Genomic DNA, 17,636 nt, shown 5'->3' with positions numbered 1-17,636 from the left:
TTTTACAACTTATCCCTGAGTACTTAAGTGACGAGCAAGCAATGTAATTGTTGGATAGTCAATCAGCCACTGGGGCAGAATCTCCTGCTTCAACTGCTTCTCAAGCTTAATTGCCAATTGGGTTGCCGAAATGGAGTCTAATCCGTAGTTCTGGAAAGTCTGGTTATAATCAATACTACTTATCTTCAATACTTCCATCACAGCCTTCTCGATCGCCTTGGCAATCAATTCACCGTCTATTGCCAAGGGCATTGGCTGCCGTTGCAAGCAATCGGTCAAAAGCTTGACTGTCGGGAAGTCAAGGAGCCACTGGGGTGGCACTTCTTTTTGAAGACGTTTTTCCAGGCGAATTGCGAGTTGGGTTGCCGAAATGGAATCCAGCCCATAATCTTGAAACTTCCTGTTGTCATCGATTCCCTTGAGTTTCAGAACCTGAGTGGCAACCTCTCGAATCATGTCGATGGTGGGTGCGTCCGGCTGGTTTGGTTGGGAGTCATTTGCATTGAAGGCGATCGCTTTATGGCTGTCGTTGTCGAGAGCTTTGGCAGCAGTTTGGGGAAACAACAGACGGTAAATGCGTTGAATCAGTTGCGGATCGAGCCTTTTGATTTCTGACAAACTGATGATATTTGTGACGCATTCTGGGGCAATGAATCCTTGCTTCTGAACCAGAGATTCCCACTGCTCGATCTGGTACTGGATGCTTGAAACCTCGGTCTGAGAATTGCTTGCAGAGCGATCGCGTGCAAAAAGCAGTGTGGGAGCAGCCTCACCAAACTTGGTTGGATCTAGCTCAGTATTCAGAACCCAGGCTGCTTCCTGCTGCTGAAGCGCAAGTTCAAATAAGACCTTACCGACTTCGTTGGAATGGGTAAACAAGCCAATTTTATCAAGATTGTTCTGCATGGCTTTAAAGATACATGATGGTGCCCGTGCCGCCATTCCAGTTTCGTGCCAGTCCACCCAGGTAATTGACTTATAGCCCCGTTTATGCAGTTGAGTATTTTGATAAGCCATGAACCAGTCAACATAAGCATTTGCCAAGGCGTAGTCGCAACTTCCCTTTGCGAACCGAGGGATTAATCCCGTCAATGAAGAGAAGGCTACGAAGAAGTCGAGGGTGTCGTTGGCAAAAACGGTGGCAAGTGCTTCGAGTCCTGCTATTTTGGGTTCGATGACGGCAGCTATGCCAGCCAAATCTTTGGTTACGAAAGCGGGCTTTTTGAAGTCAGAAGTGATGCCAGCACTGTGAATCACACCGCCGATCGAACCAACGCGATCGCGAATTTCAGCAAAGAAGTTCGCTAACTGCTGAGGTTCGGTTAGCGATCCCGTATATATGCTCAAATGCTCAACCTGGCGATCTAGCGAGGCTAGCTTACCAAGTTTCACCTTTAGGTGTTCAGAATATTGTTCGCCTTCGTCCCCCCATTTTGTTTTGGGTGGTAGCGGGTTCAGTCCCATCAAGACAAGTTTCCTCGCGCCTTTGGCTACGAGATAATCAGCTATTTCCAGCCCGATTCCTCCCGTTCCTCCACTGATAACATAAACTCCGTCGCTACGAATCGATAAATCCGCCCTTGGTTCTGCAAGTTCAACTTCCAGGTATGGGACGAACCGTTCTTGCTGGCGATAACAAATTTCTGTTTCTTCCAGATTAGCGGTAAGCTCTTGAGTGAGTGCCTGTTCGAGCAACCCTGGATTACGCAGCATCGCTGCATCAATATCGATATGTCGAGATGCGACGTATGCGTGTTCGGCACTGAGTACCTTAATCAGTCCGGCAAGTTTCGCTCCGGCAAGACTAATCGTATCTGAGCGGAAATGCTGCAACCCCTTTGTGACATATAATATGTCCAGATCGGAACTGACAGCTATCAGCTGTTGATAAAACGCTATTTTTCCCAGTGCATCGCGATCGCAATCCTTAGAACTTTGGTAGAGAGCGCTGAGATCGACAACGATGCGAATCCGCTGAAGTTGGGAAAGGATCGTCTTTGCACTTTCCAATCCGCAGGAGGAATCTCGAAAATCAAGTATCTGTGCTGATATCTGACGATTTCGGTCACTGTCATTATTTGCACAATAGACAATTACAGCCTGTTGTTGACTGAATAAACGTTGCCCCAGATCGGCGGTTTCTTCGTTTACTAAAATCAGCATTTCGCCCTGGAAAGACGAGGCTTTTGTCGGTTGAACAGCGCCTTGTTTCCACTTTTTCTGGATCGAATAGAGGCGCTTTGATTTCTCCCCAGACTCGACAGGCTGGTATTTAGCGCGACGCCAAACGAATCGTTCGACCCCATCGTAGCGTACCCATTCCAATCTCGGCTGTTGATCCAATGGGTTGCGGCTCAACCATTCCCGCAGGAGAACCTGATACTTCTCTGCACAGGATGTACCCTGCTGCACACGAATGATTCGACAATTGTTAGAGAGCGATGTAGCGATCGCGCCTGTCACCGGATCGTTTTCTATATCTGCAAAACCTTCGGTATTGGTAGTCAGATAATATGTATCAAACAATCCTTGCTGGGATTTTAACCATTCGCCAAGGATCTCAAAATAGTTGCGTGTGGTATCATCTTTAGATTCCACGGCAAGAACAACATTCAACGGTTGCCCAATGGAAATAGTGGCGAGTGCGTCGAAGCTAAGACATTGCAAGTTTAGCGATCGCTCCAGCCCAACGGAAGCCTCAATTTTTCTCAGAAGACTACAGATCCCTTCCTTGTCCTCGTTGCTGGCGTAGACGATGACGATTTTTTGGTCTTGATAATCAGCAAAGCGATCGCTCCACGGAATGTTCTCTGGAAGTGCTTCGGGAGTCCACTCAAGGGACTGACAAGTAAAAAAACATCCCAAATTTTCTTGTGGGATGGGTGTCCTCACCCGTCCCATATTCAGGGCGGGCAGGATGCCCACCCCACAAGATGGATAATTTATTTCTTGGAAGTCCCCAAGTTGACTGGCTGAATCGAGACGATCGGCAAATTCTGATTTTTTGACTGATAAATCCGCGATCGCTCCCATCTCTTTGCCAATCCAGTAACGCTCTCTAGCAAATGGATAGGTTGGCAGGCGAATCCGCTTTGGCGCTGTTACACCAGTGCGATAAATCTGCGCCCACTCAATCGCCACACCTCGCAGCCATAGTTCCATTACCTTGGAGTATTTTCGTTGAGACAACCAAGAATTAGTCATCGTCACAATGTCACCATCAGCAGCAAATTTTATAAAATCCGAGGAATCCGATCCAACCAAGGCACAATAGATACCATCAAAACTTTTCATCTGAGTAGACAGACTGCGGTCAAGAAAGCGGCGCAGTTTCTGCCCGACTTCAGTCAAGGTATCAGCAACAAATCCTAGACGGGCATCCATCGGTTCGCGCCCCACTTGTAATGTGTATGCAAGGTCACATAGCCGATATCCCAAGGCGGTTGGCTGTTCGCCAGGTTGCGTTTGTGATTCCAGGTGTTTTAGCAGTTGTTCTGCATATTCCCATAGGCGCTGTTCGTTCTTAGCGGAAAGTAGGATCGGATAAGGTTGAGCGGGTGCAACATCGGTGATAGCTGGATGTCGATCGCTCCGATTAACATATTCCTCAATCACCATATGTGCGTTCGTGCCGCTAAAGCCAAAACAGTTGATGGCAGCACGCCGAGGCTCTGCATCGACAATCCAGTCTGTACATTCCGTATTGATGTAAAACGGGGAGCTATCAAGATTGATGTGTTCGTTTAACGATTCATAGTTGATTGTCGGCGGCAGTTTTTTATTCCTGATGGCAAGTAACACTTTGATTACCCCAGCCACCCCTGCGGCGGTGGCGAGATGACCGATGTTGCTTTTGAGCGACCCGATCGCACAAAACTTTTCTTTATTGGTGAACTCACGAAAGGTTTCGCATAACGCTTCTACCTCAATCGGATCGCCGAGTCGCGTTCCTGTACCGTGCGCCTCAACCAGTTGAATGTCTGCTGGCTGAATCTGAAACCGTTCGTAGACCTGTTTCTGCAATCGTTGCTGTGACTGTCCGTTAGGGGCTGTAATTCCATTGGTCTTGCCGTCCTGATTCACCCCCCAGCCTCGAATCACACCGCAAATGTCATCACCGTCCTTTTCGGCATCAGCAAGGCGTTTGAGTAACATGACGCCCACACCTTCGCCCGGTACAAAGCCGTTAGCACGCCGATCGAAGGTGAAACATCTGCCATCGGGTGACAAGATACCAGCCTTGCTCATCATAATGTGCATTTCCGGCCCGGAGAGGACGTACACTCCTCCAGCCAAGGCTGCATCGGAGTGACCCAGTAGCAGACTGTCGCAGGCGTTAGCTATGGCAACGAGCGATGCAGAGCAGGCTGTGTCGATCGCCATACAAGGGCCCTGGAGGTTGAGGAAATAGGAGATCCTTGCCGGAAGCAGTGCCGCAGAAGAGCCTAGCAATCCGAGAGCGTTCAACTCATATCGCTGCACAATCTTTCCATAGTCTCCCGTTTCGCAGCCGACAAATACGCCACACTTGCTGCCTGCAAAGGATGTGGGGTTATATCCCGCATCTTCAATGCATTGCCAGCTAGTTTGGAGAAACAGCCTTTGCTGGGGATCCATGAATTCCGCTTCCCGTGGGGAAATATGGAAAAAGAGGGGATCGAACTGATCGATATCCTCCAGCGCACCCATCGACTTGCAGTATGTCTTGTTTGCCGCATTCCTATCCGGGTCATAGAAATCAGCAAGGTTCCAGCGATCGCTTGCTATTTCCGAGACACAGTTTTTGCCGTTGGCGATGTTCTCCCAGAACTCTGCTAAATTTTTCGCTTGCGGAAATCGACCTGCCATACCGATAACAGCGATCGCGTCACTGCTATAAGAATTTCTGTCGGCAGGGGTAGGCAGAGACTGCTTTGGTATTTCAGTAGTGCTGAGTAATGTCGGGGCGTTTAGTCCGTGCTGAGTGTCCAGTCGTACCCCATCCTTAAAACTAGGGGATTGAAGCAAGGATGTATTTTTTCTCATTTCTAACTCAGCACTCAGCACTTTCAACTCAGCACTTTTTTGGTGAGCGGACGCTGTTTGGGGGGGAATTGCCACCGCAGCTTTGTGGGACTGCATTCTGGCAACGGTTTGCTCAATGTTGCGGGCAAAGTCGCTGAGTGTAGGATATTTGTAGACATCTGTTGCTGGCAACGAAGATCCAAATAACTGATTTATCTTCCTCATCCACGTAACCGCAGTAATGGAATCCATCCCCATGTCAACGAACTTCGCCTCTTCGTCGATCTCGGTTGCTTCCATGAATAGTTCTTCCGCCAGAGATTCGGTGAGGATATTCAGAATCGATGGCGATGAGGGTAATTCTCTGTTTAATGGCATCGGAGCAGGCGGATAATTCTCAACGCGATCGCCAATGATCGTTGCTTCGAGAGTGGTTGTCTGCTCCTTGAAACCATTAAGGACGTTGCTAGACTGCTGCACGTAGTTGGCGAATTCTCGCAGAGTTGGATAGCTGTAAACCTTCGTGGCGGGGAGAGATAGATTGAACTTGGCGTTGATGCGTTTGATCCACATGACCGCAGAGATGGAATCTAGTCCCAGATCGACAAACTTTGCATCTTCGTCAATTTCATCGGGTTCTAAAAACAATTCCGCCGCGATCGTTTCTCTGAGTGTCTGGATAACGAGTTGGTTCTGGTCTGAATCCCCAGACTTATCTTCCCAATCCCCAGTCCCTAGTCCCCGATCCTCAATCCCTAGTTCAATGCCCCGATCGAACCGTTCGTGAATGTTTTTCAGCACTTGGGATTGCCCCACAAATGTCTTCTCGTGCATTGCCAACTCTTGCGTGTGAACCTTGTCCAACAAATCCCTTAGCCCTGCGGTTGCCTGGTTTTTTCGCTGAATAAGCTCGTTTTGGGAAAACTTGGCGAGATGATGAGCCAGTTTCAGTGCATAACCAAGAACTTGGCTACGAGGAAGCACAGGCATTGAGATACCTCGCTCTTTTAACTCGGCTCCCTTGTATTCTCGTCCTCCGAACAGAATTTCACGACTTAAGTTTTGCCCCAAGCGTGCTGGAAAAATCAGCGTCGATCCCGCTCCAGGCGTAAAGCCGTATTGCATATAAGGAGTTTGATAGATGCTTTCTTCGCTGAATATGTTTACATCGCAGAACATCCCTAATGACCAACCGCCCCCGATCGCGTGACCCTGCATGGCGGCGATCGCAGGTAGATGACATCGCAGGGGCAAGCTGTGAATATCGTTGTCGGTAAATCGCGCCCTGCCGTTATATATGTCTTGTAAGCCGCTTTTTGTTCCACCACACGCGAAGTATTGGTTGTAACCAATGAGTACGACAACTTTATAAGTGGGCACACTTTCAATATGCTCGAATGCTTGAGTTAATCCTTCGCTAAAGGCGTTGGAGAACATATTTTTATTGGCTGTATCGGCAAGCGTAACCTGCACAACGCCGTTTCCAAATGTATGGACGTGGACTACATCGCAATACGTAGCCACTAAGGTCGGACTGGCAAGCCATTGGTCATTTTCCTCCACCATTCGTTTTAAATCCTGGTGGGTAAAGAATGGAACTGCCGACACGCCGCTCAACCCAATATTGCTATTGGCTGGAGATGGGAAATAAGCATGACGCACTAGGCTTTGGACGCTACGTGATAGCTGTTTTTTCAATTCAATCAGCGATCGCTGCGGTGAGTGAGAAATTTGAGTTGCGAAATCGCAGGCAAGATCGTCGAGCCGCTCGTCGGCAGCAACCAGGCAGTCCAGACCCATTTCTACCAATGCCTGTCCGCTACACAGATGTGGCACTGCAAAAAATCGAGACGCGAATGATTTGCCAAATCGCTCCTCAACTATCGAGCGATCGCGATCGCTCAAACCTCGGTGACAAAACTGACCTGTTTCACGGAAGATGAGGAAATCACAGAGGCTAGCTAAGTTCCAACCCAATCCGCGAATATCACTTTTAAGTAACGCAATTAGAGGTAATTCTAATTCCAGGAGAAAACCAATCAACGCCCGCATGACTGGCACATCGTCGTGAGTTGTGCTGCCAGAAAACAAGCCGCGATCGTCAACCAGCAATAAGACACGCACCTCTTCGCTCAAGGCGCGCATCTTATCCCTTAGCTCAGTACTGAGCGTGGAAGCATCTAAGGGGCGATCGGCGGCAGCGATCCTAATTTCGACTATTCCCTGAAGCTTAGGGGAAAGACTGAGAAAAGAGGGCGTTACTTTGGTCTGCGGTGTCAGTTCGGCTGGATCGCTCAGGCGAATCGGTTGTCGATTCCGGCGATTAACTCCGTCGCGCTGAACCTTGTCAGTGTCCACCAAAGTAATTAACTTCCTAGTTTTAGGTGAATTTACTGTCTGCTGTTGGTCGTTCAAATCAATGGCTTTGCTACTTTGTTTGCCGCTTGCTGCTTGCGTATTTAATGGCGGAGTAATCTGGCTAGACTGGTTGCCTTCCAGTTCCAACCAATACCGTTTTCTCTCAAAAGAATAGGTTGGCAGTGAAATTCGCCGGGGGGAAATGGTCGATGTGCGACGAAGCCTCGACCAATCAATATTTACGCCTTTGACCCAGAGTTCCGCTAGACGAGCGTAACAGCCCTCTTCAGTCCAAGCTGTTATTTGTTTGAGCAAATCGGGGTCAGAATTCCACTTGAAAACTGTAGCTTTATCTTTACCAGCTAGCCCTAGATAGCAGTCATCAATATCGGATTTACCTTTAATAAAAGCATCAAGTTTGGCGATCGCATCGGATTGCGAGTATACGATTATGGCAATCCGTGACTGTAGTGCCTCACGCCCCACTTGCAAGGTATAAGCTAGGTTCTGGAGATTCACCGCCCCTGCTTCTAGAAACTGATGCAGTTTATCGGCATAAGCAGCTAAACGCCCGTTATTTCTCGCAGATAGCAGCATTAATACTGGTGCGTCACCGATTTCGGACTCGCTGGTTGGCTCCTCGTCATATTCCTCGACCACAACATGGGCGTTGACACCGCCAGCCCCAAAGGACGACACGCCAGCGATGCGAGGGACTGTTTTCGTTTTTCCATCTACTTCTACGATCGATTGCGGCCAATGCTGAAGATGACGCTGCACGTAAAACGGTGTCTGAGGAAAGTCGATATTCGGATTAAGTTCGTCAGCGTGCAGACTGGGAACGAGTTGCTTGTGCCTGAGTTGCAAGATCGCTTTGGTCAAACCCGCGATTCCAGACGCCGCCTCCAGATGACCGACGTTGGATTTAACAGAGCCGATGGCACAAAAGCTTGTGTCTTGAGTATACCGTTGAAACGCCTTAGTCAGACCCGCAACTTCAATGGGATCGCCAAGTTCAGTTCCCGTTCCATGCGCTTCGATATAGCTCACCTCTCTGGCATCGACCCCAGACTTTTCTAGCGCCTCAAACACTAGTTCTGCCTGTGCTTTGGGATTGGGCACTGTATAACCGTTGGTTTTACCTCCATGATTGACATGAGTGCCGCGAATTACGGCGTAGATGTTGTCCCGATCGGCGATCGCAACAGACAAGGGCTTCAGTAATACCACCCCCACACCTTCGCCAGGAACAAAACCATTGCTGTGGTTGCCGAAACTCTTGCAACGACCATCTTTAGACAGCATTTTGCTAGCACACAGAATGTTGTAGCTGGATGGATGCAGATAAAGATTAACACCGCCAGCAAATGCGAGTTGCACTGAACCATTTTGAAGGTGTTGGCAAGCTTCATGCACTGCTGTGAGCGACGAAGAACACATGGTATCAATGGGCATACTGGGCCCGCGAAGATTCAGAAAATACGACAAGCGATTGGCGATCGAACTAAAAGATGTGTGGGGGTGTCCGATTTTACCTTGTTTCCAAAGTTCAGGCCCGTAGAGATCGAATCCGGTTCTCGTAACGCCGACAAATACGCCGACTTGCTGTTGATATTGGGATTCTAGCATCTGTCTGGTGTGACCGGCATCCTCCAATGCTTCCCACGCCGCCTGAATAAAAATTCGCTCCTGGGGATCGATGTTTACCACTTCGTGCGGGGAAATACCGAAGAATTGGGCGTCGAATTCCTTGGCATCATCCAGAAAACTGCCCCACTTGCAATAGCTTTTGCCAAGCTCGACTGCCTCTTCGACGTGAGGATGAAAATGATCTTCCCAAGACCAGCGATCGCGCGGAATTTCCGAAATACAGTCGGTTCCGGCTTTCAGACGCTCCCAAAAGGTGGACAGATCCTTAGCCATCGGATAGCGACCGCTCATGCCAATGATGGCGATGGCATCTGTGGTATTGCTTCTCGACCGAGCAGCTATTTGGGAAGTATTAGTAGCGATCGCGGCGGCAGGTTCGGCATCCGGCAATTCACTTGCGGCATTTTGATCTAGTGTAGTGGCGGATTCCCGATTATTACTCAGCTGCGCGATCAAGTCCGAGCGGCGGTACTCAACGAAGTAGTTGACTAGTTCACCGAGAGTCTGCACTTCAAAAAGTAACGTGCTATGAATTCCTCCAAATTTTTCTTGTAGCGCCCCTGCGATCTGCACAACTAGGATGGAATCAATTCCATAACTCTGGAACGGCTCATCAGCTTCGATCTGCTCTGGGTTCATGCGGAGTATTTTGGCTACTAGTTGCTGGAAAACCCGGGTGGCTTTTTGGCGGAGGCTGGTATCATCGGATTCGTTGATTGCACCTATACTGCTGATGTCAGAACCAGTTTCAACAGTACGAGTTGCATTACCAACTGACGGGCGATTCTGTCGCACCAGTCCATCACTCTCAGCAACGATCGCCTGTTGTCCGAGCGATCGCGCGATCGTCACCGGGAACCAGGGAGATTGAAACCCTTCTGTTTGCAGGACTCGCTCCCAAGATTCAACTGACAATAGCGGCGTCCCGTCAATTCGCAACTCTGGGTCTTCATGTCGCCACCATCCCTCCAATAGCCCGAAGGTGAGATGACCGAACAGCGTTTGGTCGCAAAGCTCATTGAGCAAAATCAAACCATTAGTCCGCAGACAAGCCTTGACATTCCGCAGCGTTTGCCGAATGTTACGAGTCGCGTGCAGCACGTTTGTGGCGATCGCAAAGTCATAAGTACCGGCTGCAATTTTCTGTCCTGCCAACGGCTGTTCAACGTCAAAGATCCCGATTTCAACAAAGGGATGGTCAGGGATGAACTTCTCTTGGGCGTGCAAAAGAAATGCTCTGGAGATATCGGTGTAGCGGTATTCGCTAATGCTATCCTCAAGTCCGGCTAATTTGGACAGCACGGCTTTTGTTGTTGCGCCTGTTCCCGCGCCAATTTCTAATATCCGCAGCTTTGTGCGTGGATCGTGCCTCAACCGCGCCTCGATCGCCGACCGTAGCGATTTTGCCAACACTTCGTTAAAATAATCCGCAACAGAATTGTCACGATAAATACCTTCGACAATCTGTAGGGAACCATTCGGGAACAGACTGTCTGTCCCTCGCTTCTGCCCGGATAGAATTTCTGGCAACGCCCGAACGCAAGTCTCAACTAGGGAAAACGCCCGCTGTTTGCTGTCGGCTTCTGGCCAGTTATCCCTAGCCTCCTTCCAAGCTTGCCAAACTATGTTCTGGGATTCGAGTCCAGCCCCCGCTTCGTTTTGTGCAAGAATTGACCTACTAGCTGCCAGCCATTTGGCGTAGAAGTCGGGTACACTAGCAGACGAATGCAGGTTAAGTGCATTGAGGCTAGTTCGCAGCAGGCGGATTAAAAGCGGCTGCATCTGTTTGCATTGAAAGATGCTATCCGCCTGTAGTTGCCCGATCGATTGGTTTGGCGCGACATCAATGTGCCGAATCTCGTGGATGACTGACGGCGCAACTTCCTCGAAGCTAACAACAAATTCGCCCCCGTCGTACCAATCGATTGCCTCGACACTTACGCTCTTAATTAAAGCAAGCTGATTCAAGCGATTGTTGCTCACTAGGCACTCTAAAACCTGCATCGACTCTTTAGACTCTAGAAGTCCGATGCCACGTTGTTTGAGGCGAGTCTTAGATGCCTGGGAGATTCTGTCTCCGGTGCCGATCGCCCAGTGCCCCCAATGAATCACCTTGACTGGGCAGTTCCAACGGTTGGCGAGGCACTGGGAAAAGGCATCCTTAAAGGCGCAGCCTGCGGCATAACCACTCAGTCCGCCGCTTTGTGACAGCGCCTCAATGGAGGAGAAGAATAAAACAAAATCCAAATCTTCGGTGTGAAAGACCTGAGCTAGCCGCACACTCACGTCTACTTTGGCAGACAAAACTGTACAAAGTCTAGCCTCGTCTGTGTCCTTGAAGCTGCGATCAAAGAGACCCACCGCCGCATGAACAACACCCTGCACCGAGCCGAACTCATGTTTAATTTGTTCATAGGCACGCTGAAGTTCCTCCTGACTTGTAGCGTCTGCCGAAATATATCTCGGCATTGGCCCCAAGTTAGCGATCGCCTCTAGTTTTTGCTGAATTGTGTCATTCAATGGGCTGCGACCAATCCAAACTATTTGCGCTCGATATTTTTCGCTCAGATATCGGCTCCATACCTCGCCCAAACCTCCGGCACCACCGATGACTACGTACACACCGCCGGCACGATAGGCCGATCGACCAGGTTCTGACAAAAATAGCTTTGCCAAAATCGGTCTGTACCATTTGCCGTCCCGCCACGCCAGCGATCGCACATCCGAATCAAAGGGGACGAACATTTCTGGCACTGGCCATTTATATGATGTATCTGCGGGTGAAGGCATATCCAGCAGCCGAAATTTCCATTGGGGAAATTCTTTGGCTATACTGCCGATAAATCCATGAATACCTGCTTGGGTGGGATCGGGATCTTCACCACAAAAAACCGCTTGACTTTGTAGTGCGATCGCAGTCCATTGCAGCCCTTCGTTTCCATAAATAACAGCCGCCGCCTTGAGCAAACGGTAAACTTGTACAATATCGCTTGCTTGATTAACCAGAAGATTCTCAGGAAAGTCATGTCTGGCCGAATTACTGCCTCCGACCCAGATAATATGAGCAATCCGCCCCAGCAGCTTGAGTTGCTCAATGAGATCGTGGATATCTGCATCAGTGGCGATCGCCATGAATTCGCATTGGGTAAAATACGTTTGCAAAACCTCCTTTTGCTCAGGGGTGCCACCAATAATCACCGTCTTACCGTCGGGCATCTTCGAGCCAGATTTTTCGCAGCTTGAAATGTCTACTGGTTGCCAAACCAGCTTTAACGTAAACAGTTCCGCCTCAGAAGCAGACTGTTCTGGCTTGACGGAAGCATTGGCATCTGGCAAAGCCGACTCTTGTAGTGACGTTGTGCCTGGAAGCCAAAACCGATTCTTCGCAAAAGGATAGGTCGGCACGGAGAACCGCCAATGTTTGGAGGATGTTGTCGGCAATTGATTTCCATCCAGCAAACACCAGTCCAAGGAAACTCCGGCGACCCAGAGAGCTGCCAACTGCTCCCAATCTCGCCCTGCGATCGCTGCTTGAATCACCTGTTCTCCCAGAGTCCCCCGAATTAAAGTCTTAACCTCACGACTAGGATGCTTGATGTTACCTTGAAAACCCGATTCGCCTATATCTGGAAATTGACGCAACTTATTAACCAGGTCAACGCGACTTGCGGCTACCACAGCCAGCCGTTCCTCGAATGCCTGCCTGTGGCTTTGCAGAAACCGAGTCAGTTCTGCCAAGGAGCATTGCTCGTCAGAGAGCGAACTGAGCCACTGCTCAAATTGCTTGACAGAATCTCTTAGCTGTGCAGTATTCTGAGCCGACAGCACGAAAAGAAAAGGTTCAGAAGTTCGGTCATCCACCTTTTCAGCAGGTAGCGCCCAAGATTCCCCAACTTCGGCCAAGCTTGTTGGGGAATCCTGGCCGCTTGGGGACTGGGTACTCTTTACTGGGGACTCGGCAAGAAATTTCTTCTCGTGCGAACGCTGCGCGAACAAGATTTGGCTGGGGTCTGAATCCACAGACTTATCTTCCCAGTCCCCAATCCCTAGTCCCCAATCCCCAGTCCCTAGTTCATATTCTTCCACCACAACGTGAGCATTTGCACCTCCAGAGCCGAAACTACTTACACCAGCCCGTCTGGGAATAGATTCGTTGGGGCGATCCCACTTCTGATGTCGATCCACAATATAAAATGGGCTGCCTGATAGATCGATATGACGGTTCAGGTGTCCGAAATGCTGATTTGCTGGCAGTTCTTGATATTGGAGGCATAGCACGACTTTCAGCAGACCTGCTATCCCCGCAGCCGCCTCCAAATGCCCCAGGTTGGTTTTGAGTGAACCCAGACCGCAGGAGATCGCGACTTGGGGAGTCTCACTCCACTCCGAAAAAGCTTGTTGAATTCCCTGGATCTCAATGGGATCTCCTAATGCTGTGCCCGTTCCGTGGGCTTCGATAAAACTAATGGTGTTAGGGGCTACACCAGAGGCTTTCCAGGCATTGGTTAAGAGTGCTGCCTGCTGTTGCGGATTCGGTACGGTGAGGCCGGCGGACTGTCCACCATGATTTGAGGCTGACCCCTTGATCGTCGCATAAATTAGATCGCCATCTGCTTTTGCCTGATGCAATTGCTTGAGCAGAAACATCACAGCCCCTTCACTGCGAACGTATCCATCTGCGCGATCGTCAAATGTCTTGCACTTGCCATCATGCGCCAACATCCCAGCCTTGTAATATGCGATACTGTTAGCCGGATGGCTCATGATATGTATGCCGCCCACAAGTGCTTGTAAGCACTCACCTGCTCGGATAGATTGAACCGCCTGATGCACTGCCATCAGCGAACTGGAACAGGCCGTATCAATGACGATGCTTGGGCCTCGCAAGTCAAAAAAGTAAGAGATGCGATTTGCCAGTGCCGCCAACGACATGCCCGTTGCAACGTGGGCTTCTATCGGAATACCTACCTGCTCCATTACCCGACAGTAATCAGAGCCACTAGCACCCACAAAAACTCCCATACTGCTGCCAGCAACTTTGTTCGCAGTGATGCCAGCGTTTTCTAGTGTTTGCCAAGCTAATTCCATGAGAATTCGCTGTTGCGGGTCCATGCTCTGAGCTTCGATCGCACTGATGCGGAAAAAGCCAGCGTCAAACAGATCGATTTGGGATAAAAAACCACCCCAATCGATACCTTGGTGCTTGCCTTCTGGGTCGATGTCCCTAGGCCATTGCCAACGTCCTTCTGGAAGTTTCTCAATCACTGAACCACCGTTTTTGAGCAGTTCCCACAGCGATTCTGGATTGTTAATGCCACCGGGGAGCCGACAGGCTAACCCAACAATGGCAACAGCGTCGTCTGAGTCGGTTGCTTCGGTTCGCCACGATATTGCAGATTTGGGAGTAGTTGTCAATAAGGTATCTGTAGGGGCGACGAATGGGGACGCGACATTTTGATTCTGCGTTACCGAGGGTGTCTGCTTCTCAATCAGAAACCTCAACACCTTTTCGGGCGTGGTGTAGCTGAAGAAGAAGGCTGGGTCTAAATTCAGCCCGAAGCGATCGCTGATTTGTTCGCTGAGAATCAGCAAATCGACTGAATTAAGACCCATCTCCATCAAGGGACGATGAAACTTGTATCCACTCCGTTTTTCATCACTCAGACAGGACTGAACCGTCGCTTCCAAAAATGCAGTAGCCAATTCGGTGTCCCATACTTGTGGTTCAACATCCCACTTTGCTGCGTCATTAATTCGCCGATCGTCGCGTCTGCGCTGATGAATTGGATAGCGGACGAGTACCCCATGCCCCTGATTGTTTCGATCCAATGGTCGATAATTTTCCACAATCCACTCAATGTTCGCGCCGTGTAGTTCGTGAAACCTCAAAATTGGATCGATTAGCTTACCACGGGCATTGCGCTGCCTTATGTACTCTTCAAAGGAAAACTCGTGGCGATGGAACTCCTTGCACAACGTGACCGCCACGACAGACTCGATACCATCGATCGCGCTGCACCGCTGAAGCATAAACTCCAGTAACTGATCCCCAAGTCTCCTCTCCTGAACTTCGGGAAAAATATTTACCGCCAGCAACTGGACAATAGAACCGTCCTGGGAATGCAACTCGGAGACTCGATTTGCGGTTATGGTTTGAATTTGCTCGGCACTTTCAATCCGCTGTGAGTAGATAGCCCCGACGACTTTGTAATTATTATCAGAATCGGGCAACTCCAGCACTAACTGTCCTTCTGGATAATTATTCAGGCGATCGACCAAGTTGGTAGATGTAGCTTGCAACTCAATCGACCAACATTCCTTTTCCAGTTGCACTAGCGCGGGCAAATCTGATGAGCGAGTGTGGCGAATGCGATAGTCCGCTTTCTGAAAATGCACGACCGATGTATCAATTGGATATGTCAGTTGGCTAGCTGGAAATAACCCAACATTAGCTGCCAGCATCAGGAAAGATTCAGCACCGATATCGCTAGTTTTGGGAACCGCTTCGTTTGGCAAGTTCTTGAAGTCGTTGCTTAAATAATTGATATCCTTAGTCAATTGCAGTAAGACAGGGTGAGATTGGCAAATCATGAGTCCGTGACGACCCACGACGTTGCTCCACTCGCTCAACATCTGCCTGTTATATTCAGTTACATCCCTGATGTCGCTTAAGTCAGATTCTTCATCGTTGAGATGGTAAACGGACTGAACGAACAAGATATCTTGCTTGTTAGCAGTTATTCTACCGTCCAGTTCACGCAATATCTGCTCTGGGCGATTCAAAAGCACTGAAATGACATCAGCGGGGATATCTCCAAGGTTACGAGTTGCAGTCCGAATTAAATCTGGGCATTGCTCAATACCAACTAGTGTCAGATCGTGTTCATCCAGAACATTACCGCGAAGACTATAATCTCGAATCCATAAGTATATCTGTTGTAGCAGTAGACCGTTCCCGCAGCCCAGTTCAACAATAACTCTGGGTTGCTCCTTGAAGTTCGGAGCATTAAAAATTGACAGAATGTGATTTTTTAAAATTGGCCATAGCTCAAAGTGGCTTTGTTGTACCATTTTTATACCTGGGTTGCGAGTCATACTGTCTACTCAGTACAAGCTTTTCATACTATAAATATTAAGTAAAATATTAAGTACACTAACATAAAAATTTATCATTACCTCACGAAAAATTCACATATCTGTATTCTGTATATAGTTAAATTTAATTTGCTCTGTACTTAATGGCACTAAGAAAAGCTCTAAGTTATGGAGAACAAGAGTTATAGCTTTTAATGCCATTGAGCAGTAATTATCGCTCTTTAAAGAAACCCTTTGCGTAAAGCTTATTTAGCAAGGATCTGAGAGGATGGATTATTTGGCGTAGCTGGAGAAATTGGCACAAGTTCAAGACCAAGAGCATGAGCTTTGTTCCTGAGATTTTTGAGGACTTGCTGGTTATATTTTTGCTCATAGTAGTCCATCTCAGGGTCTAAATATCAGCAATCCTTATTATGAGAATAATTATCGTTATTATTCAAAACTATGTAAAATTTACAGTTCAAGGTATGGTTTTTGTATCTCTTTAATTCGTAATGGTTTAGTTTTGATGACCATACCGTAATTGCACAGGCGATCGCATTCTAGTTTTAGAGGTGCGATCGCCTGGAATAATCACTTCATATATCTCATCTGTAAAAGCTGCGATCAAAAATTTGACAGCAAAGCAAATGTGTAATTAACCCCATTTGACATACCTTGTTATTGACCAAGACTGCACAATTACGATACTTTTTACTGGGGTAATTGCGGGGATGGTTGAGGTAATACGGGGTGCGATCATAACAATCGCATTGTTTGAACTACAGCTAAAAAGGTAATTTTATTTAATAATTCAACTTTTCGTTGATACAGAATTTGGGTGTGATTGGGGTAATTTAGTCATAATTTAGGAGGTGTTTTGATCATCGGGTATTAAAGTAATCTTTTTTTCTTGGAAGTCAGGTTCTTGATTTCCCTGCTGAATCCACTCAGACTTGACAAATTCATTTATATAAAAAATCTTGGTTTGACCAGGGATAAAATTTACGTTTACAGATACTTAGTTTTGCCTTATTATCAACAATAACTGCATCAAATCAAAAAAGTGGTTAAAAATCGGCGGTTCGCCCGTTGTCTATAAGGCTAGAAAAAATGCAAAAATGCAGTACGTAAAAACAAAAGTTTCAGCTTCGCTGTTTGCATAGGATTGTGATAGCGAAACGCTGCGCCCAAGGCGCGATCGCGGTGGGAAGATAACCTAATCGGACTGCTCTGGTAGCTATGGAAAATGTAAGATAGGTTTTATCGCAGGCAATATGTCGAAGGTATAAAGCTTCGCCGATCGCTCTTCACGGCATTGCTAGTGAACGTTTAAAGAGTTTTATAGACTACAGAGTACTACCGGGTTGACGTGGAGCTTTTCCAAACTTAGTTAGCTACACGCGATTTGTGGAGTTAATGCCCTGCTGTTTAATGCTTTTGTGTTGTCTTTTGTACACGCGCATGGGTGAAATAACAATCTTCCTAAAAGCCCCTCGCTTGGTATTTACCCAAAAGACTTGCTTGCTCTACCTCCTGCTGTTTTTTAA

Annotated in this window: 1 protein-coding gene; it reads right to left on the bottom strand. The window is 48.2% G+C overall.

What is annotated here, in order from left to right; genetic code table 11:
• Positions 1-9: 9 nt before the first annotated feature.
• Complete coding sequence (locus tag ACM0OX_RS09195; RefSeq protein ID WP_414514614.1) at positions 10-16,107, bottom strand: SDR family NAD(P)-dependent oxidoreductase; 16,098 nt, start codon at positions 16,105-16,107, stop codon at positions 10-12.
• Between the last annotated feature and the right edge of the window lie 1,529 nt (positions 16,108-17,636).

This window comes from Nostoc sp. PCC 9305, assembly GCF_963920915.1.
Taxonomy (GTDB): domain Bacteria; phylum Cyanobacteriota; class Cyanobacteriia; order Cyanobacteriales; family Nostocaceae; genus Nostoc.
The sequence above is the reverse complement of the archived record's forward strand: the minus strand, read 5'-3'. Positions and strand labels throughout refer to the sequence as shown.